General features: G+C 46.3%; 23 protein-coding genes. 2 read left to right on the top strand and 21 right to left on the bottom strand.

What is annotated here, in order from left to right; translation table 11 throughout:
* Window position 1 precedes the first annotated feature (1 nt).
* Window positions 2–760, top strand: coding sequence for a DUF6445 family protein (locus H8K33_RS13465; RefSeq protein ID WP_186891555.1), 759 nt, complete (start codon window positions 2–4; stop codon window positions 758–760).
* A gap of 9 nt (window positions 761–769) precedes the next feature.
* Here H8K33_RS13465 and H8K33_RS13460 read toward each other — a convergent pair whose 3' ends face one another.
* Entirely contained in the window at window positions 770–1,489 is a 720-nt protein-coding gene (locus H8K33_RS13460) for a DNA alkylation repair protein (protein ID WP_186891554.1), read from the bottom strand.
* Window positions 1,490–1,650: 161 nt separating this feature from the next.
* Here H8K33_RS13460 and H8K33_RS13455 point away from each other — a divergent pair, with 161 nt between their 5' ends.
* Window positions 1,651–2,775 (top strand): patatin-like phospholipase family protein, encoded by a 1,125-nt coding sequence (locus H8K33_RS13455; protein WP_186891553.1) that lies wholly within the window; start codon window positions 1,651–1,653, stop codon window positions 2,773–2,775.
* Between the two features lie 49 nt (window positions 2,776–2,824).
* Here H8K33_RS13455 and H8K33_RS13450 read toward each other — a convergent pair whose 3' ends face one another.
* The 20 genes from H8K33_RS13450 to H8K33_RS13355 all read right to left on the bottom strand — a co-directional run bounded on the left by H8K33_RS13450 (window position 2,825) and on the right by H8K33_RS13355 (window position 17,783).
* Window positions 2,825–3,628, bottom strand: coding sequence for a DUF2971 domain-containing protein (locus H8K33_RS13450; RefSeq protein WP_186891552.1), 804 nt, complete (start codon window positions 3,626–3,628; stop codon window positions 2,825–2,827).
* A 380-nt stretch (window positions 3,629–4,008) separates the two neighbouring features.
* A complete protein-coding gene (locus H8K33_RS13445; RefSeq protein WP_186891551.1) occupies window positions 4,009–4,617 on the bottom strand; it encodes a M15 family metallopeptidase in 609 nt (202 codons plus the stop codon).
* 89 nt (window positions 4,618–4,706) lie between these two features.
* A complete protein-coding gene (locus H8K33_RS13440; RefSeq protein ID WP_186891550.1) occupies window positions 4,707–5,336 on the bottom strand; it encodes a pyridoxamine 5'-phosphate oxidase family protein in 630 nt (209 codons plus the stop codon).
* A 402-nt stretch (window positions 5,337–5,738) separates the two neighbouring features.
* Window positions 5,739–6,398 carry a class I SAM-dependent methyltransferase gene (locus H8K33_RS13435; protein ID WP_222613418.1) on the bottom strand — a complete coding sequence of 220 codons (660 nt, stop codon included), beginning with the start codon at window positions 6,396–6,398 and terminating at the stop codon, window positions 5,739–5,741.
* A gap of 408 nt (window positions 6,399–6,806) precedes the next feature.
* Window positions 6,807–7,100, bottom strand: coding sequence for a 2OG-Fe(II) oxygenase (locus tag H8K33_RS13430; RefSeq protein WP_186891548.1), 294 nt, complete (start codon window positions 7,098–7,100; stop codon window positions 6,807–6,809).
* Complete coding sequence (locus H8K33_RS13425; protein WP_186891547.1) at window positions 7,090–7,431, bottom strand: hypothetical protein; 342 nt, start codon at window positions 7,429–7,431, stop codon at window positions 7,090–7,092. Before H8K33_RS13425 ends, H8K33_RS13430 begins: the two co-directional genes overlap by 11 nt.
* Before the next feature lie 48 nt (window positions 7,432–7,479).
* Entirely contained in the window at window positions 7,480–7,974 is a 495-nt protein-coding gene (locus H8K33_RS13420; protein ID WP_186891546.1) for a hypothetical protein, read from the bottom strand.
* Window positions 7,971–8,888: a hypothetical protein gene (locus H8K33_RS13415; RefSeq protein WP_186891545.1), complete on the bottom strand. Its 918-nt coding sequence runs from the start codon at window positions 8,886–8,888 to the stop codon at window positions 7,971–7,973. Before H8K33_RS13415 ends, H8K33_RS13420 begins: the two co-directional genes overlap by 4 nt.
* Before the next feature lie 213 nt (window positions 8,889–9,101).
* Window positions 9,102–9,476, bottom strand: coding sequence for a VOC family protein (locus H8K33_RS13410; RefSeq protein ID WP_186891544.1), 375 nt, complete (start codon window positions 9,474–9,476; stop codon window positions 9,102–9,104).
* A gap of 61 nt (window positions 9,477–9,537) precedes the next feature.
* Window positions 9,538–9,999, bottom strand: a complete 462-nt coding sequence (locus tag H8K33_RS13405) for a hypothetical protein (protein WP_186891543.1) — start codon at window positions 9,997–9,999, stop codon at window positions 9,538–9,540.
* A 22-nt stretch (window positions 10,000–10,021) separates the two neighbouring features.
* On the bottom strand, window positions 10,022–10,474 hold the full coding sequence (locus tag H8K33_RS13400; protein ID WP_246443596.1) for a hypothetical protein: 453 nt from the start codon (window positions 10,472–10,474) through the stop codon (window positions 10,022–10,024).
* A gap of 46 nt (window positions 10,475–10,520) precedes the next feature.
* Window positions 10,521–11,102, bottom strand: coding sequence for an HD domain-containing protein (locus H8K33_RS13395; protein WP_186891541.1), 582 nt, complete (start codon window positions 11,100–11,102; stop codon window positions 10,521–10,523).
* 32 nt (window positions 11,103–11,134) lie between these two features.
* Window positions 11,135–12,406 (bottom strand): sterol desaturase family protein, encoded by a 1,272-nt coding sequence (locus H8K33_RS13390; protein WP_186891540.1) that lies wholly within the window; start codon window positions 12,404–12,406, stop codon window positions 11,135–11,137.
* Between the two features lie 175 nt (window positions 12,407–12,581).
* Window positions 12,582–13,148 carry a dienelactone hydrolase family protein gene (locus tag H8K33_RS13385; protein ID WP_186891539.1) on the bottom strand — a complete coding sequence of 189 codons (567 nt, stop codon included), beginning with the start codon at window positions 13,146–13,148 and terminating at the stop codon, window positions 12,582–12,584.
* Between the two features lie 44 nt (window positions 13,149–13,192).
* A complete protein-coding gene (locus H8K33_RS13380) occupies window positions 13,193–14,032 on the bottom strand; it encodes a PhzF family phenazine biosynthesis protein (RefSeq protein ID WP_186891538.1) in 840 nt (279 codons plus the stop codon).
* 44 nt (window positions 14,033–14,076) lie between these two features.
* A complete protein-coding gene (locus H8K33_RS13375) occupies window positions 14,077–14,388 on the bottom strand; it encodes a hypothetical protein (protein WP_186891537.1) in 312 nt (103 codons plus the stop codon).
* A gap of 36 nt (window positions 14,389–14,424) precedes the next feature.
* The gene (locus H8K33_RS13370; protein WP_186891536.1) at window positions 14,425–14,916 is read right to left on the bottom strand and encodes a DMP19 family protein; all 492 of its coding nucleotides are present in this window, start codon (window positions 14,914–14,916) and stop codon (window positions 14,425–14,427) included.
* Between the two features lie 29 nt (window positions 14,917–14,945).
* Window positions 14,946–15,347: a hypothetical protein gene (locus H8K33_RS13365; protein WP_186891535.1), complete on the bottom strand. Its 402-nt coding sequence runs from the start codon at window positions 15,345–15,347 to the stop codon at window positions 14,946–14,948.
* Between the two features lie 202 nt (window positions 15,348–15,549).
* Window positions 15,550–17,079 carry a serine hydrolase domain-containing protein gene (locus H8K33_RS13360; protein WP_186891534.1) on the bottom strand — a complete coding sequence of 510 codons (1,530 nt, stop codon included), beginning with the start codon at window positions 17,077–17,079 and terminating at the stop codon, window positions 15,550–15,552.
* Between the two features lie 140 nt (window positions 17,080–17,219).
* The gene (locus H8K33_RS13355; RefSeq protein ID WP_186891533.1) at window positions 17,220–17,783 is read right to left on the bottom strand and encodes a hypothetical protein; all 564 of its coding nucleotides are present in this window, start codon (window positions 17,781–17,783) and stop codon (window positions 17,220–17,222) included.
* Window positions 17,784–17,807 lie beyond the last annotated feature (24 nt).

Below are 17,807 nucleotides of genomic sequence, written 5' to 3'. Positions count from 1 at the left end.
CATGAACCCAGTTTCAATGAAGCCTAGCGAATACATGGTCGAGCATCCCGCTCGCCTGTTTAATCCAGCCGCGAAGATACAGCGGATTCCGCTATTTGATGGTCACCACTGCGTAGTAATTGATGATTTCTTAAGTGATCCAAAAGCCTTGCTAGACCACGCTTGCGAGCAGCGGAATGCATTTCGCTATGACCACGACAACTTTTTCCCGGGCGTGGAAGTTAATTTAGGCCGACAATTTGCCATCGCATTGGAACAATACTTCATGCTGCACTTACGTCCGCACTTTCAAGCAAGGCGTGAGCTCGGTGTAGCCTGTCGAATGTCGATGACGACTTTGCAGCCTACACAACTGCATCCCTTGCAGCGACTTTGTCATCGTGATGCTGAGAGTTTTCCGCCTGGCGTTGGCATCGCTGCTGCGGTTGTCTATTTGTTTGATCATCCGGCACTAGGTGGCACCAGTTTTTATCGCCCGCGACGTAGTGATGATGAGATTCGACAATTACTCCATCGCCTGCAACACGCAAGCAGCGAAGTTTGCGACCAAGTACTGGAAACAAAGCCCGCCTATCTACATGCTAGCAACGCCTATTTCGAACTCATGCACACGGTCGAAGCAAAATGGAATCGAGCGATATTCTATGAAGGAAGCATCTTTCATGCGGCGCAAATCACACAAGCTGAACTGTTAAACGATGATCCACGTAGCGCGCGCTTGGCACTCAACGGCTTTATCAAAATAAAGAAAAATGCCTAAGAGAAAAATTTAACACTTACTTGTTTTACGCTTTTTTCCCACGCTGCCACGCTCGACGACCTTGCCGATGTAATCAGGCGCAAAAGGAACTTTGCAGGATGTACCACCCATATCGACGCTGATTTGTCCCATCGCTTGTCCTGCTGCGATAGCGGCTTCTGTCAAATCGGGTACATAGGAGCCCAATGCAATGACAAACCCATTCATGCAATAACGCACACGATTCGGCGCTTGGTGAATCTGCGTTTGCACATGCTTAAGGAGTTGACTAAATACCTTCAAATCCACTTTCGCATGTTCGATCACCGAAAGATAACTACTCAAAGTAGACCAGCCAGCCGCTGCGATTTCTGCGTTGCTTGAATCAATCCACGCCAGCGCCAATGGCATGGCAAACGGACTCTCCGCCGCCACCCACGCCACGCTGTATTCGCGTATGCCGTGCGAATTGGCGTTTTCAACCCAATGCTGTAATTGCGCTTCACTCATCTTGCTGCCATCGGCTAGCAAACCCGCCATATACTGCGCGTCATAAATACCGGTATCAAATAAGGCGCAAGCAAATGCCAGATCATTTTTGTAGGGCTTCATCAGCTTCTTCATCTCACCGATCTTGACACCAAAGATGGGCTCTCGCGCGCCATGCTTCAACATTGTATTACGATAAGAATCGAGCCCCAAGGATTGGAGCTGTGCGACGACCTGTTGGACTGCATCGTTAGTATTCATTTACCCACCTTTTGAAGCCGTTTGATTCAAGACGAGCGCTTAGCTTATCAGAATCGTGTCTGACAACAAGCTAGTACACCTGAATTTCAACAAGGGCTATACTCTGTTCGCGTTGTTTCCGACCAACGCGCAACTTCAACAAAAGATCCAAGAGGACATCTGTGAGTGTGACTACCAAAGCCAATCAACGACCCATCATTAACCTCGCGCTACAAGGTGGCGGTTCACATGGCGCATTTACTTGGGGCGTACTAGACAGCTTATTAGATGACGGGCAGATTCAGTTTGAAGGCATCAGTGGCACCAGCGCTGGTGCGATGAATGCGGTCGCCATGGCGCATGGCTTTGCGCTCGCCGATAAAAAATCCGATCTAGCAAAACGCGAGGCGGCGCGGCAATCACTCAAAGATTTTTGGGATGGCGTAATCCACATGGGCGCTTTACAAAATAACTTGGTACAAGCGCAACGCGTACCTTTCGATATGGTATTTGGCGGCATGGCAGCGCTGGTCGGCGCCCCCTCGCCCGCACAAATCATCTCAGAATCGATTGGTAGTATGTGGAGCAACGCAATTTCGCCGTATCAAAGCAACCCCTTAGACATCAATCCCCTAAAGGCTTTTCTACAAAACCACATCGACTTTGAACGTGTAGCAAACTGCAAATTAATGAAAGTGTTTGTCGTAGCAACCAAAGTCAGCAATGGCAAAGCCGAAATTTTTAGTGGCAAACGTTTGACTGCGGACGCACTGATGGCGTCCGCCTGTCTGCCAACGGTATTTCAAGCTGTCGAGATTGAAGGTGAACGCTACTGGGATGGCGGCTATTCCGGCAATCCTGCCATCCATCCTCTCATTTACGAATGCGAAAGCCGCGACGTCGTACTGGTGCAAATCAATCCTATCCAGCGCGATAGTTTGCCAAAAACGTCGAGCGACATTTTAGACAGACTCAACGAAATGACCTTTAACGCCGCCCTCATCGCTGAGATGCGCGCAATTGATTTCGTTAAACGCCTACTAGCAGAAGGCAAACTCGACCCGACACGCTACAAAGACGTCCTCATGCATCGCATCGACGGCGGCGAAGAACTCGAAGCCTACTCCGCTGCCAGCAAATCACAAACGGATGCGCATTTAATTTACCAGTTACGTGATCTAGGAAAAACCCGCGCCGAGCAATGGTTGCAAACCCAAAGACAGCATCTAGGCGTGTCGTGCAGCGTGAATATTGCGCATGATTATTTGGATGATTTGCGGGTGCCGGTTGGTGGGGGGAATCGTTAACGCATAGCGAAGCGGCGGCCCGTCAGGGACGTCCGCCTTACGCGAATTGTTATGTCGGCGTATCGGTATTCTGGGCTTCTATGCGCGAGGTGTAGGTGAACTCTTGGAAATCTACTTTGAACGTAGAAAGGTTTCTTTCCCCCTGCCAAAATCTCACATTCGAATTTTGCCCCTTCAGGACCAAGCATATTACCTCCAAAACATCTCGGCCTATATTGGGGCCGAAATAAACACCGGTTAAGACTTCAGTCGGATATGTGTATGCGGTTCCGGCCTCGCTATGAAGAACCCGCCATTCACGCTCATATTTCCAAGCACTAGATTTTGTGCAAAAAAGATCCAGCACTTCACCTCGCTCTCCATTAGCGAAAACACTCAACGCGTTTAGTTTGGGCATCTCTTCTACATACTTCACTTTTTTTGCTTTTGCAAAAAGCTCTGTGTTTGTGTCGAACTCTAAACAGAACCCTTTGTATTTATCCGAATAATGAGCCCACATGAGCAGTTCGTCGTTTATCTCAGAAAAACAGGAGACACCTCTACTCTCGATGAATTTTTCGATGACCTCTTCACAAGCCGTTCGAGCCCCCCTCATAAGCATCGGCCTCAGTTCGCTAAGAGCCTTCGACTCTAATGCTCGCTTCACATGGTCAGGCCAAGCCTCGGCCAGATAGATCGACCTAAACTTCTCAATCTCGTCGGGCCTTATCTCCTCGATGTCAGCTTTCAGCGCGCAATCATATGGGTCGTTAAAGCCAGATGGTGGAGCAAAATATACGACCTGATTCTTGAGGTTTAGAAGGGACTGTACGGTGAAAGCCTCGTACTTATAAAGCTTTTCTGGAAGATCCAAATCCCACTCTCCTAATAGACATAACGCGATTTAATTTGACAAGTTGCAAAGATAAACGACTATAAAAAATTTGGCAATTTGTTTCTACCCTTTGGAAACCCGCATCAGGCTTAGCTGAATTTACTTATGCTCTGTAAAGACTCGGTTTAAACAAACCGACAAAAAGTGCAGATGATTTTTAAGAATAATGAGTACGCGAAGGACACTTTTCAGCAGGCAGTTCCGCTCTCCATCAAGCCAACCGACTCTCCGTCTGACTCGCCTACAATTCCCATCCTTGTATCGATCTCAAAATAAGGGAAAGGAAAGTTCCCTCCCCCATCGTTAGATCCTGGCTTCCACAAAAATGAAGCAATCGCGACAAAAGCTTAGGGGTCACACTACGCGAAAATTGGCGAATTAGTAGCCGTGCGATTTCGCAATTCGGCCAGCATATCTCGTTCGCTCATGTTTGCAGCCCAACTTGGTCGTAGTTGAAAATGTGGCTGATCAACGATCGTTGTCCAGTTTCCACCCCACTCGAGGCCTAAATCCATTCCGAGTACGCCGACAGCCTTGTACTTAGGTGATTCTGGCAGATAGCTGTTGCCAGAAAAAACGCCAACGTCAAATGCAATCCCAAAATTGTGGTTTGAATAGCCGCCGCGTGCTTTTGTAACCTTGTTTCCTGGGGAAGTTCGGCCTTGAGCATAAAGTGCATCTTGTTCGGCGTAGGTTCGAAGTCCGCTGATTATTTTTATGGTGATGCCATTTGCCGCCGCTTTTTGAACCAATGCGCGCGCTAGGGGTTGAACTTCGGGAAGTAAGGTAGCGATGTTCCGTTCGCTCCGATCATCAACTTTGGAGATGGCAAAACTAGGATCTATCCCGTTAATCGATGGCTTAACAATCGCCGCATAAATCGCACTCCAAGTCTCGGTACCCGCCTTACCGTCGACTTCGATTTTCAGCTTCTTTTGAACTGCTTCAATCATCTCAGTAATTTGCATTCTTTTCTCCTTGAAATAAGTGTTAGTTGAATGTGAAACCACAACGACTATAGGCTTAGACGCCTTTTTTCCCCACGGTGCCAATAAGCTTAGTAGAGCGTAGCCCATTGTCTTGAAGGTAGTTCACGATCGTACTTCTCCCCGTCGATTTGTTCATTTGTGAGAGCAGCCAACATCGTGCCAGCGCTTGGGGCACGGGGCTTGGCGTTTGGTGCAATAGGTTGCCACAACTTTGAACGTTGAATTGCCCTCGCGCACTGAAAGAAGACAGTCTCGACTTTGACGATAAGCACACACTTGGGCAAATTGCCTTCCATTGAAAAGCGTTGTAGTAGATCAGGGTCTGTAGTAATTCTAGCGCGACCGTTAACGCGCAATGTTTCGCCTACTCCAGGAATGAGGAACAGCAAAGCGACCCGTGGATCAGTGAGTATGTTTCGCAAGCTATCGACGCGGTTGTTACCTCTGCGTTCGGGTATTAGCAAGGTGTGTTCATCTTGGACGATCACGAAACCGGGAGGATCACCACGGGGTGAAGTATCTAGCCCATCAGGACCACTCGTTGCCAACACGGCGAACGGAGATGCTTCAATGAGTGCCCGATAGTGCGGATGCACGAACGAAACCTCCTTTTTCAACGAGGCCTCACCAACCTCGCCGAAAAGCGAGGCCAATTGTTCCGCTGTGTTCACGACGTATTGCTCCGCTATGTGAGTCATGGGATGAATTGGAGGAATCGAAAACAATTTAACAAGTTGCTAAGATAACCGACCACCCCAAATTTGGCAATTTGTTTCTCCCCTCTGGAAACCCGCATCAGGCTTAGCTGAATTTGCTTATATCTAGCAAGAAGGTGGTTTAAAAAATCGACAAAAAGTACAGATGATTTTTGAGAAAGTTGAGTATCCTAGTGACTCAATTCACCGGACACTTATGTACCTAATACTGTATCGTCATACCCAACATCTTCATCATTATTTCCGTCAACTCGAAACCTATGTTCGGGTGGAAGTGAAGGGCCTTCTTAAATAACGCCAAATCACACTGTCTGCTCAATGAATTCACGCATGATTCCTTAATACCTCACGTAAAGCAAAGCGGAGCGTCTCTTTGAACACTCGTTAGAAGTCACGTTTCTCTGCCCAAGTTGCGATAGATGTGGGGCTGTATGCGTTTAATGGTGTTGCCTCATCACTCCAATAATCCTCGTACAAATCACGCAAAATAAAGCCCGCCGAAAGTTGCCCACCGATCTGTGACTCCAAGGTGTGGCCGAACTCAAGGGCACGCCCTCCCTTTTCTACTGCCACTCGTCCTGCCTCAGACAAGCTTTCCGGCTCCCGATAAGGAAGCTTAAACTTCACCGTCAGCGTGTTGGATTCCGAATCGTGATCAAATAGAAAAAATGCCGGATTCATAAACCCAGCTAGCAGGCTGCCGCCAGATTTAAGTACGCGATAGCACTCGCGCCAAACTGGTGCTACATTCGGGACAAATACATTTGAAACGGGATGAAAGATCAAATCAAATTCTGCATCCGGAAAGACTGATAAGTTCGCCATATCGCCTCGAATACACTGAATACCAAGACCATCGCGGTCAGAAACCAATCGGTCTTTCTCCAATTGCACCTCTGAAAGATCAAAACTCACCACCTGGGCACCAGCAGCGGCCAAAATGGGAGCCTGCTGACCGCCGCCTGACGCCAAGCACAAAACCTTCTTACCTGAAAGTTCGCCGAACCAACGAGGAGGAACAGGTTTGTTTGGCGTAAGAATCACTTCCCAGCGTCCAGCCTTAGCGTTCTGTACAAGGGATGAATCTACCGGGAGAGACCACTCACCACCTTCGGCCGACTCTCGGTTCCAAGCCTTTCTGTTGTGCTCAAGTATATCCATAGTGGCCTCTGCGCAATTGAATTTAACAAATTGCAAAGATAACCGACCATCAAAAAATTGGCAATTTGTTTCAACTATCTGGAAACCCGCGTCAGACTTGGATAAATTAGCTTGATTCCGGCAAGAACTTGGTTAATCAACCCAACAAAAACTACAGCCGATTTTAAGGAAGCTACGCGCGAAAATTTTCTAAATAATACTGTCATCTATACGGTAACAATGACATCCCCAGAATGTTGGGCAAAGCCGTAAAACTTGATAGCTCTCAAGTGTACAAACGCCTACTTACTGTTACTCAATTTCGCGGTACATCACATCTGTGCGTAAAACATACTTGGTGCCATTGACCACATTATTTGCTCGATGACTTAGCCTGTGAGGAAAGACTAAAGCCATACCAGCTTTCGGTTGTATTTTTTCCCAAGGAAATTCGGTCTGTCCTTGTTCAAAATCATCGCTAAGATAAATGAGAAACGTGAGCATGCTTTCTTCCGTATCGCTACGGATGAAAGTGCCGTCTTTATGCCATTTGAAATAATGTTCTTCATGATAGCGATAGAAACGAAAGCGTTCGTTATACACCATCCTGTTTTCTTTTTTTTCGAGAAATCCGATTTCGAAGTCGTCCAAGTGCCGCTGTCTTTTTGTTGGGCTCTTGATTGGCAGGATTAGTTGGGCATGCTCGCAAATCTTTTATGGCAGAACCGATTAATAATCCCCCACAAATCAGCCAAATCGAGGCGTTCACATAGACTGCATAAGAACCAAAAAAATGCTTTAAAGTTAGATAGAAAGCTTGTGTTCCCCACCGCCCTGAAGCAGAAATATCGCTAACAAAGGATTGAGCGATACCAAAACAAAGAAAAAGAAACCCCAAGACGAGAAAACTCAATGCGACGATTTTTTGTTTAGTCATAGAATCTTTTGACATTAAACTTTAAGAATCACTATCGCGTAAATTATTTCAGTCAACGGTTTTTGCATTTAGTTTGATATCCCGCCGCCAAAACCTCTGCGCGGCATATAAAAGCCCTAAAGCAGCGAGTAGTGAGAACAGCGCTGTAAACCCGTTCGCCGTTTTGTATTCCGACATCGAATCAACTGGAAGAGATTCGGTCTGATCCTCAGGGTTGACCTTGAGCGCGATGCTTGCTCCCGTGTAAATATGTGAAGCTTTTGGCGCTTGTGCTAAACCCGTCAAAACTTTTCCGCTACGGTCTGCGTACTGATATTCAATAAGCGAATACCCTGTTTGACAAATAAGACATTTGAATATGGGCAAACTAATGTCACTACGCTTTATAACGCGACCATAGGTTTCCTGCCATCCCTCTGCTCTACTTCCCAGTGAATATTCCGCTAATGAACTTGGGATGGCCGTGATTAACACTAAAGAGATCAGTCCAGCACAAATAGCAATTACGCGTTCAGGATTCATTGTATTTGACACTGCATTCACAGTCTTGTCCGGTGCAATGCTTTGCTAGCCTTTTTGTGTTTCTGGTTGATGAAGTAGAGACGAATATTGCTCCATGCAGTTAAGAATTTTCCAATAACAATGTAGGAAATCCAGCTATAGTGTTCCGCTTCAAATGACTCCTCGAAGTCATGACCATAAGTTTTCTTCCTAAGTTGATCGGCATCAATGACCTCAACATCAATGCATTTGAGATTTCCATTTATAGCTTGCTCAGTTAGGAAGTTTTCAAGATTCTCCCGCGAAGAAAGAGACTCTTGAGTAAGCCTGAACCTCTCAAATCTAGGATAGTTATCATCGGTGGGATACACAGGAATTGTTTTATTGTATCCATCCTCGGTGCGCAGCTTCGCCAAGTACTTCACATCTGAGCCGTAGTATCCCGTGCCTTCGGTGGGACGCATTGGTATGACCGAAACCGTCATGTGGTTCTTGAAGAAGTCATACACGGGATCCCATCTATTTATCCATTCCTTCACCACATATTTCCCGTGAGAAGTAGATAGAACTAGGCTCTTCTTGACCTTTTTCGAACCAAGAAGCTTGTTGAGCTTAATTCGGTTCATGCTCACGCAGTAGAAATCCACGGGCCCATAGTGATTCGTATATGACTCATATGGTTTTAGAATTTTTGGTTCATGTTCGAAATCATCAAGTTCTATGTAATAGTTTGCCCCAATCCGTAGAAAAACCTTGAATATGATTACTGACCTATCTTTGAAATTCTCTAACGTGACGCTACTAACGTATTTGTCTTCAGCGTATGCGCTTGAAGTAATACAAAACTGCCCTTTGATATGCGTCCCAGATTTTCGCCAATAATTCCTAATCACAAAGTACAGAGCGGTAAGTGAAACAGCTAAGGCTATATACGGTATAAAATCCTTGAGGCTCAACTCATACTCCCATGAGGCTAATGCGATTTAATTTAACAAGTTGCAAAGATAACCGGCCAACAAAAATTTAGCAATTTGTTTCGCCCCTCTGGAAACCCGCATAAGGCCTAACCAAATTTTCTTATACCCCACAGCTACTTGATTTAAACAAGCTGACAAAAAGTGTAGGTAAATTTAAGAAAACTGCGTACACGAACGACAGATTTCAAATGCTCACCGCTTCTCTTCCATCAAGCCAACTAGATTTCCATCCAGATCACGTACAAATCCTATCCATAGCGCGTGATCGGGCATTTGTGCAGCTAATTGCGGTGGGCGTTCTACTTGAGCGCCGCGTTCGACGATTGTGGTGAAGACGTTTTCTATCTCGTTCACTTTGAAATACAACACGGAATTAGCGCCGACAGCGCCTGCACCTTGCGGTGTACTGAGCATAATTCGCACCGAGCCAGCTCGCAAAAATGCTAAGGTCGGGGCGGGGCTGAATAAAAATTCTAGACCAAGCACGTCACGGTAAAACACTAAGGCCTGCGAAACATCACTGACCATGATGGCGATCTGGCCGATGTCGGATACTTTATGTTCCATCGCTCTCTCCTCTAATTTTATTCGGTTTGTTTGATTTGCTTAGTGTGCTTAGTCTGACCATTTAGCTTGCAGGTGTACGCAAGCGAGAATACAAAGTTCGCCACATCGCCACTGTAATCACCAGCGTTAAAGCCATCCACAACGCCGCAATCGCATAGAAAACCGGATCAATATCTGGGCTTGCTGGTGTCTTACAATGATGTGGTTTGCGTAGGCTACAACGCAATTGCACAGTTTGATTGGCGGGCGGGATTTCATCTGCGACCATCGCATTTTCCAGCTTTAAAATTTGTCCATCTGAGAGTCGAAAGCTTGGGTAGAAGCGTGGTCTGCCGCGTGATGAATGTGGTGGCCCTACATCGACCAAAGTCGCATCAACTGTTTTTACCTGGGCAAATACATAGTCCGCGTCATTTTGCCAAAAGGCAGCAACCATCATCAAACAACCCAGCAAAAAAGGGATCGGGCACAATAGCAAAACAAGCGAGCTAGTACGTTTTTGACTGGTTTGATGATCGCGCATGGCTCATCCTAACAAATTCGATTTACACAAACGCTAAAACCAAACTACCACCGACAGAAACCGCCTGCCATTGCGCACTGAGTTCTAGCAGTTTGTTGCGCACGGCTTCAATATCCTCTTCATCTAATGCCAAAGGCGCGCATTGCCGCGCATCACATGTCACTTGATAGAGGTCTAACATGTCTGTCGAAGCACTAGTCCAGCCTGACCAACCGTCTGCCTGAAACACTTCCACCAAGCGCTCTACGCCGTCACTTTCGGCATCGGCTTCCATTTGAAACGAGGCGGCTTCGCCATGCAAAATCCGATTCACAAAACCACGTTTGTGCAAAGTGCTCTCGACGCCGTAGTGCACCATGTCATGCGGAATAATGCCTTGCTTTGGGCAGGCGATACTCTCAACGGATACGCCGTCGCGTACGACTTCCATTTGATCGTATTTGCCGGAACCTTTGGTAAAAATTAATTGCATCATTATTAGTGTTATCTAATTTGATTGTTGTCGCCGATCGCCATTGAGGTCATGTACGACCAAAATACTCTCTAGCCATTTGCTCACAATGCGACCACAAAGCAGGTGAACCACGTTCGATTGTGGGGCCATAGCGTTGTAGCACCATCTCTAAACTGACATTATTTTCAGTCCAAGTGCCGCCGTCGGTTGCAACGTTGATTAATAATGGTTGCACGCGATCAAGCGCTTTGGCGAACTTCGCATCTTCGCTATTCGCGGCTTCAAACTCGTGCCACAGTGCGAGTAAGTCGGCAGCTTGCGCTTGTGGCAGCAGGCCAAATAGACGTTCTGCGGCCAAACATTCTTGTTGCGCCTGATCTTGTGCGGACGCGCCGCTATGAATTGGCGTATCCCCAACATCCACTTCGACGATATCGTGAATCAACAGCATTTTGATGACGCGCTCGATATTCACTGTACTCGCTGCATGATCGTGTAAAAGCAAGGCATACATTGCCAAATGCCAGGAATGTTCTGCACTATTTTCTTTGCGACTTTGGTCTAGCAAGGGTGATTGTCGGATCACGGACTTCAAGCGATCAATTTCACGCAAAAAATTTAGTTGTTGCAGCATAGGGTTGGTTTGCATGGCAATTACTTCGCTTTCAAATTCTAGCGGGTTCATTCTTGATCGTTCGCTCTTGTGCTGCCACCTTTAACCGCATCGCGTTTACGCCGTTGGGAACGCAGACGTGCGGCCGTGCCAGCGCGATAAGGATCAACGTGGAAAGGAAAACTTTGCTGCGCCGTAAATCCTTCTGGCATGTAATCACCAAAGACGCCATAGTTTTTGGGGAAGCCCGTCTGCCCTTTGATCGCCGTTCCAAACACATAATCGATGAATGAGAAGTGCGCCGCATAATTCTTATCAATCGCGATCTCGTCGGATGAATGATGCCAGTGGTGAAAATCAGGCGTCACGATCAAATACTTCAATGGCCCCCAAGGCAGATGGACGTTGGCGTGATTAAACACCGCTTGGAAACCCACCACGATGATATATACATCCATCACGGTCTTTTCAAAACCTAAAACATATAAACTACCCAGCACCAAAACACGGGTGGCGATCAGTTCTAACATATGCATGCGCGATCCGGCCAACCAATCCATGGTTTTGGTACTGTGATGCACGGCATGGAAACGCCATAGAAACGGCACTTCATGATAAGCACGATGCGTCCAATACTGCGCTAAATCTGCCACCAAAATACATAGCAATAACTGTAAAAGGAAGGGAATGGCCTGTACCAGTTCTTGCAAAGCAGGGATCGCAATCCAACCAAAAATCTTATGTATCAAAAAGTTGACCGTCAACAGCGCTAAACCAATGATGAAATGATTGACGGCGAAATGCACCAAATCGGTCTGCCATTCTTTTCTAAAAATCGGTTGTCCGCGATACAGAGGAAAGAGTTTTTCTAAGCCGACAAAAATCAAAGTTGAACCCAACAAATCGAGAATAAACCAATCTAAACCGATGTAAGGTGTGTGGTCGGGAAAGTCGTCCACTGGCACGTGCGATCCACCTAAGATGACACTAATCAACACCAGCAAACCCGCGACCGCATTGATGCTACGGGCGCGATTCAAAATCAAATTCACCAAGCTAATCGATCCAGACAACACCAAGGCAGCGAACATCAAGTGACGAATTAAATCAGGGGAATATTGACGGCGTAACTCTGGTGTCGTCAAATACTGCGGAAAATGAAACGCCAGCACGCCAAGCAAACACAGAATTGCCAAGCCCAAGGCCCAAACGCCACTGACGATGCCATAGCCTTTTCTTAATTCACCGTCGGCAGCCATCAGTTTTGCGGTGTCTTTCGCAGCATCGGCAATCACAGCAACGGGTATGGGCAATTTATCGTGTTTGATTTTGTCTGACATAAATATCCGATGAATAAAGAAAAGAAACCCACTGCGCGAATATCTGCACCGCGCCGAGAGTTTGTAATGGTAAGTGATTTTCTGGCAATTGCAAACGAAACGGCAGATAGTGCAACATGCTGAGCAAGCTAGCCGTGGCGCTTTTCAATATCAGACAGCTAGACTTAAGCAATAATCAAAGTGATTGGGAAAGTGATTGGGAAATCGCACGCAAATAATCCAGCTGGCTTTGCGTTTCTTGGGAATCAAAATGGGGAGAATGTGGATTCATGAATCCATGCGCCGTGCCGGAGATCAGTGTGCAATCCCTATCCGAGCTGCGAAGTTGATCGACGATAAGATGCGGCGCAAACGCGCTCTCACGTTCTGCGAAGATCAAAGAACTTTTACAACGAGGAACTAGCGTCAAGTGATCACGAATGCGAGAGCCATAATACAAAACCGCGCAACTATCACGATGACATTCATCGCTACTAACATAGTGCCACAGTGCCGATGCGCCAACGCTAAAGCCAATCAGCAAGGCAGGCGCATCGCCCGCGACCTTGGCAATCTTTTGCTGATATCGAAGCAAACCTTGCTCCGCATGAAAAGCCTTGACGGCCTCTTGCTCACTTGGAAAAGGATTTTCATCGCTATCCCATGGCGATAAAAACCGCAATGGATGCTGATCAAAATTCCCGAATAAAGCACGAACGCCATCGGTAACGCCATGAATGTCAGTAGCAATAATTATCTGCATCAATCACATTCCTTTTATCTTCGTGAGGGTGGACGAAGTCTAAATTACATGGATGTTGTCATCAATCGCGCTGCACCAGAAACGCGAATCGATGCACCTGGTTCCGCACCAATATCGGCGGCAATGCGAGAGCGCATTCCCATGTCTTCCCCCTGAACAATATCAATATGCCCGCCATGCGGCCAAGCAAGATCACGTAAATAGCCAGCAAATGCCGCACTCGCCGCACCTGTTGCCGGATCTTCCAACACACCGCCAGAAGCAAACGCATTGCGAGTGTGGAAGAGTTGATTGGTCTCGGCAAATACGAAAAGAATAGTGACCAGAGCTTCGCGATTCATCCATACACGACCAACTGATAATTCGTAGCGCATCGCACTTAAAGCCTGTCGCGAGTTCAGCGCAAGCACTAAATGATCGGCACCACCATGAATACGCGCGGGAGGAATACGCGGATCAAGATCAGCCTCGCTATAAGCAAACATCGCGAGCGCTTCAGCGATCAGTTGTGGAGATGCTGCGGCACTGCGCGTCGGTGGCGATTGCAAGGCAGCAGAAATGGTACTGCCATCACGATGGCCATCAACTGTAATTTTGGCTTGATTCAACTGCAAAGAAAATACGCCATCACCCTGCTGCATTGCGAGCGCAGCGCCCAGCGCGATCGTCGCATGACCACAAAATGGCACTTCAGATTCTGGGGAAAAGTAACGCACACGCCAATCAGCGCCAGCTTGAACGGCGAATGCCGTCTCAGAAAATCCCACATCAGCAGCGATTTTCTGCATCTCAGTGTCGGATGGAAATTGATCTGCAATCAAAACACCAGCGGGATTACCGCCGACATCACCATCTGAAAAGGCTGCGATTTTTTGAACTTGCATTGTGGTTCCTTGAGGTAAGTGTGGAAGCATCATAAACGATTCGTTCAATCAGCAAAGACGGTCCCTTTTTGTATAGGCTTTCCATCTTTAAATCGCACTGAACATGCGACACGGAACAAAGGCCCTTCATTATGATTAACGATCCAAACCATTTCATCTTCTTGCCATTTCCATATAAAGAAACCTTTTGCTTTTCCAGCTAATATAATTTGTTCTCGCGTCTCATCATTTTCAATATTGCGACAGAATGAATCGACTGGATAAACAAACTTAATGTGTATAACGACGAATGGAAGGATTAATATCAGTAAAAATACGGCGATGATGACGATGCTTTTTTTCGAAGGATAGTTCATTTGCACGTTAATTATTGGATCGACTATACGAAGTTATCACAGCGAATTCAGATACCGAAGCGCATAAGCATCCGCGGCAAGATTAAATGCCTGCAGATCTTTGCCAAGAGCATCTAAAAATTGTCCAGATAGATCAAGCAGGATATCGAGATTATATTCATCATCTTCAGATAAATTCTCACCCCATACCCAATCAATCATGTTTGCCCGCGTATCACGGTCACGTGGGTATTCTTCACCAAAAAAAGTCATACACGCCTCTGTGATCTCAGCAGCATCATCTAGCCCAATTCTTCTCAGTGCAGTAAGCGCCTCGGGTGCTAACACACCAGTCGAGTTCGAGAAAAACTGTGGGAATGCACCATTCACCACTTCAGATACCAGCCAGTGTGCGGCATATAAATCACCGACTGCTTGTGGCAATTGCTTAAATTGGGTCAAGAATATGTCAGGCGTTTTATGAATATCAGCCTTGCCCCAGACTGGTTCTAGCACATCCCAGTAACTAGGTATTTCTTCTGTATTCATCAGCAGTTCCCTACAAAAAAAGATAGGCTTTATTTCGAAGAAAATTCTTCAAGTGCAGCAATACTGTGCACACAAATTTGCGTATTGAGTGTCTCAATCATCTCATCCACATTGGATGAGGGCCACACGGTCCAGAATTTTTCCATTTGGTTTTCAACTATATGATGCTCAAAGCTTGCTAAAGTGAGGGCTTGATCTAAAGAGCTTATAGCAATTGTCTCTTCTGTCGGTCGAATGCCAGCATAGGAGACAATTTGAAAAACTGTTCGCTTCGTCGCAAATTGCGGAATCTTTCTCAAATTAATACAAATGAAAAACTTTGAGTCAGGCGGGCACTTAGTAAACCACGCGCCTTTTCGCCGAAAACCAAGATCAACTAGCATCTCAGCAACGCCAGACAAAATCAGTTTAAAGTTAGCCGCAGAACTCATCCGTTGAAGCCTCCATTTATATAAACCTCCAGAATCTGCTCACACAGACCCGCCCATCGATCCGCTTAAAGAAGCAAATTAAGCCCAACACGCAAACGTGCCGACTAGATCAATATAAGAATCCGGGAGATTCTTATTTTAATACTATAATTTACATTATCAAACCAGAAAAATAGATGATCTGTAGGCCACCAAGTAAGGATTAATTTTTCTTGGGGAAGAACTTCTCTCCCAAATTCACCCCTGTCACTTGGCCGTCTTTCATCACATAAGTGAGGATTTGTCCGCGTCCCAATAATTCAGTTCTAAATGCATGTTCATCGGCTTTAAAGACTTCTGTCACTGCCTCTGCAATCCCCATCTTTAACACCAATTGATTGTCTTTGATTTGGCATTGCAGGGTACCAAGTTCGTTCACAAAGCTTCCTGCATAAGTTGTCATTGGCAGCGGTAATGGTTGTTGACGTGCTGCGCGTTTTTGTTTCTCGGCGAGTTGTGCTTGTAGCATTTTCGCGTAATTTGCTTGTAGTTTATTCTCGGCGTCGATTCGTCGCGCATCGTGATCAGGTTCGTTTAACAAGTTAGCGTAGATCACATCAACGATATGTTGGTTCATCATGCCGGAGAGCGTTCCGCCATTACTCAGTACAACAACACCAAGACCACGTTCTGGCATCATCGACATGTGTGCGCTATAGCCAGTGAAACCACCTGGACGCAGATAGATTTTTTGCCCTTTATATTCAGCGATATCCCAACCTAACGACCAACCAACCCGTTTCATTCCAGCCACCATGCGATTTTGCGAGGCGGTTTGCTTCCAAGCGTCTGCGATTAGTTCCGGTGGAAAGATTGTTTTTCCCTGCCAACTTCCTTGTTGCAGGTGCACGCCTAACCAAGCCGCCAGATCATTTGCGCTGCTATAGGTACCGCCAGCGGCATGCATGTTCTTATCGATTTTCTTCGCTGGGCTAAGACTAAAAGCATCACCAAAGAATTCATGTCCTTGCGCAATTTCACCTTGCGTTAACTGACTCAAACGATTCGCGCTATTGCGCATATTCAACGGCTTAAAGATTTCTTCATCCACTAAGTTTTGCCAAGGTTTTCCGGTGAGGTGCTCAAGGATATACCCTGCCAGTACTGGACCAAGATTTGAATATTCAAAACTATTCCCAGCCACAGAGGCTGGATGATGCGGCAAGAAACTGAGTAATTCTTGGGTTGATTGAAATTCACCAGTGAATGCCGTTCGATAAGTCACAGGGCCATCCCCGCTAATGCCGTGCGTGTGATTCAGCAGGCGTTCCAGCGTCACTTCGTCTGCCTTCACGCTAGGATGAAAGCGTAAAGTCGGCATGAGCTTTTGCACTGGTGTTGTCATCAACATTGGCTTGGTTTTGGCAACATCCGAAGCAATATGGGCGGTGAAAGATTTCGTGCTTGATGCTATATAGAATGGGGTATCGGGAGTGATGGCAACAGAGCCACCGATTTGCGTTTTTCCGAAGCCTTTAGACAGAACAACTTTTCCATCAGCGACGACTGCTACCGACAAGCCCGGTGAAAATTGTTCAATTAACTTGGTATTCAGAACGCGTTCCAAGTTTTCTGATTTCACCGCTTGTGTGCCGATCGATGTTTGCGGCTGCGCCGGGCTTTGCGCCTTGAGATCGTCGCTAAGTGAACTGATTAGCGCGAATACAGCGAGGGTGATGGCTTGTTGCTTCATTTCATTTCCTTTCGTTTTTTACAAATGGACGATCCCATTCTTGACGAAAAGCGATGATATTTTCTTTCTCTTATTGGTCTTTAAAGAAACCGACGAATTGCATTAATCGATATCTGAACTGCAAAAAAATAAACCGCCGTTTAATTTTGCATCGCGGAATGCAGCTTCAGTGACCAAACAAATTTCTTTGCATCCATTTCTTGCTGATAAGATGGCTTAGGCGGATAGCCCACCATCACTTGATAAAAGCGATTTCCGATCCACAAAACCCGGATGTAAAGGTTCTGCGTTTTGCCTTTTGTCGTCGCGGCGAAATGTTCACCACGTGCCACTTCCGTTTCAGATATTTTGACTTCATCGCCTTTTCTATCTTCAGCAACCCAAGCATTTGCCTCTAACATCGTTTGAAGCGTGGGAATTTCGTAAGCTGAAGTGGTGATACGGCGCCATTCGTCGTTAATTACTTTCGGTATGTCGAAATAATTGATGGTGTACACCACACCGTCCCGCTCTCCAGCATAAGAATGCATGGTGACCTCGCCATTCTCGAAATGACTTAATTGCGACTTGTACTGCATCGACGTCGGTGATGCAATTTCAAACCGCCCGTCCTTCGATATAAATGGCTTAAATTCTGCTTTTTTGGAACACGAGGTGAGGGCTAATAAGGCAAACAATAAGAGTAAATTACGGAAACGGCTCATAAATTCGAAGAATGTGGATTTTGC

The sequence above is a fragment of the Affinundibacterium amnicola genome (genome assembly GCF_014284275.1).
Lineage (GTDB): Bacteria > Pseudomonadota > Gammaproteobacteria > Burkholderiales > Burkholderiaceae_D > Undibacterium > Undibacterium amnicola.
The sequence above is the reverse complement of the archived record's forward strand: the minus strand, read 5'-3'. Positions and strand labels throughout refer to the sequence as shown.

Excerpts from the sequence above, each read along its gene's own strand:
- H8K33_RS13465 (WP_186891555.1), top strand. The coding sequence starts at position 2 with ATGAACCCAGTTTCAATGAAGCCTAGCGAATACATGGTCGAGCATCCC.
- H8K33_RS13460 (WP_186891554.1), bottom strand. The coding sequence starts at position 1,489 with ATGAATACTAACGATGCAGTCCAACAGGTCGTCGCACAGCTCCAATCC.
- H8K33_RS13445 (WP_186891551.1), bottom strand. The coding sequence starts at position 4,617 with ATGCAAATTACTGAGATGATTGAAGCAGTTCAAAAGAAGCTGAAAATC.
- H8K33_RS13440 (WP_186891550.1), bottom strand. The coding sequence starts at position 5,336 with ATGACTCACATAGCGGAGCAATACGTCGTGAACACAGCGGAACAATTG.
- H8K33_RS13430 (WP_186891548.1), bottom strand. The coding sequence starts at position 7,100 with ATGGTGTATAACGAACGCTTTCGTTTCTATCGCTATCATGAAGAACAT.
- H8K33_RS13425 (WP_186891547.1), bottom strand. The coding sequence starts at position 7,431 with ATGACTAAACAAAAAATCGTCGCATTGAGTTTTCTCGTCTTGGGGTTT.
- H8K33_RS13410 (WP_186891544.1), bottom strand. The coding sequence starts at position 9,476 with ATGGAACATAAAGTATCCGACATCGGCCAGATCGCCATCATGGTCAGT.
- H8K33_RS13405 (WP_186891543.1), bottom strand. The coding sequence starts at position 9,999 with ATGCGCGATCATCAAACCAGTCAAAAACGTACTAGCTCGCTTGTTTTG.
- H8K33_RS13400 (WP_246443596.1), bottom strand. The coding sequence starts at position 10,474 with ATGATGCAATTAATTTTTACCAAAGGTTCCGGCAAATACGATCAAATG.
- H8K33_RS13395 (WP_186891541.1), bottom strand. The coding sequence starts at position 11,102 with ATGCAAACCAACCCTATGCTGCAACAACTAAATTTTTTGCGTGAAATT.
- H8K33_RS13390 (WP_186891540.1), bottom strand. The coding sequence starts at position 12,406 with ATGTCAGACAAAATCAAACACGATAAATTGCCCATACCCGTTGCTGTG.
- H8K33_RS13385 (WP_186891539.1), bottom strand. The coding sequence starts at position 13,148 with ATGCAGATAATTATTGCTACTGACATTCATGGCGTTACCGATGGCGTT.
- H8K33_RS13380 (WP_186891538.1), bottom strand. The coding sequence starts at position 14,032 with ATGCAAGTTCAAAAAATCGCAGCCTTTTCAGATGGTGATGTCGGCGGT.
- H8K33_RS13375 (WP_186891537.1), bottom strand. The coding sequence starts at position 14,388 with ATGAACTATCCTTCGAAAAAAAGCATCGTCATCATCGCCGTATTTTTA.
- H8K33_RS13370 (WP_186891536.1), bottom strand. The coding sequence starts at position 14,916 with ATGAATACAGAAGAAATACCTAGTTACTGGGATGTGCTAGAACCAGTC.
- H8K33_RS13365 (WP_186891535.1), bottom strand. The coding sequence starts at position 15,347 with ATGAGTTCTGCGGCTAACTTTAAACTGATTTTGTCTGGCGTTGCTGAG.
- H8K33_RS13360 (WP_186891534.1), bottom strand. The coding sequence starts at position 17,079 with ATGAAGCAACAAGCCATCACCCTCGCTGTATTCGCGCTAATCAGTTCA.
- H8K33_RS13355 (WP_186891533.1), bottom strand. The coding sequence starts at position 17,783 with ATGAGCCGTTTCCGTAATTTACTCTTATTGTTTGCCTTATTAGCCCTC.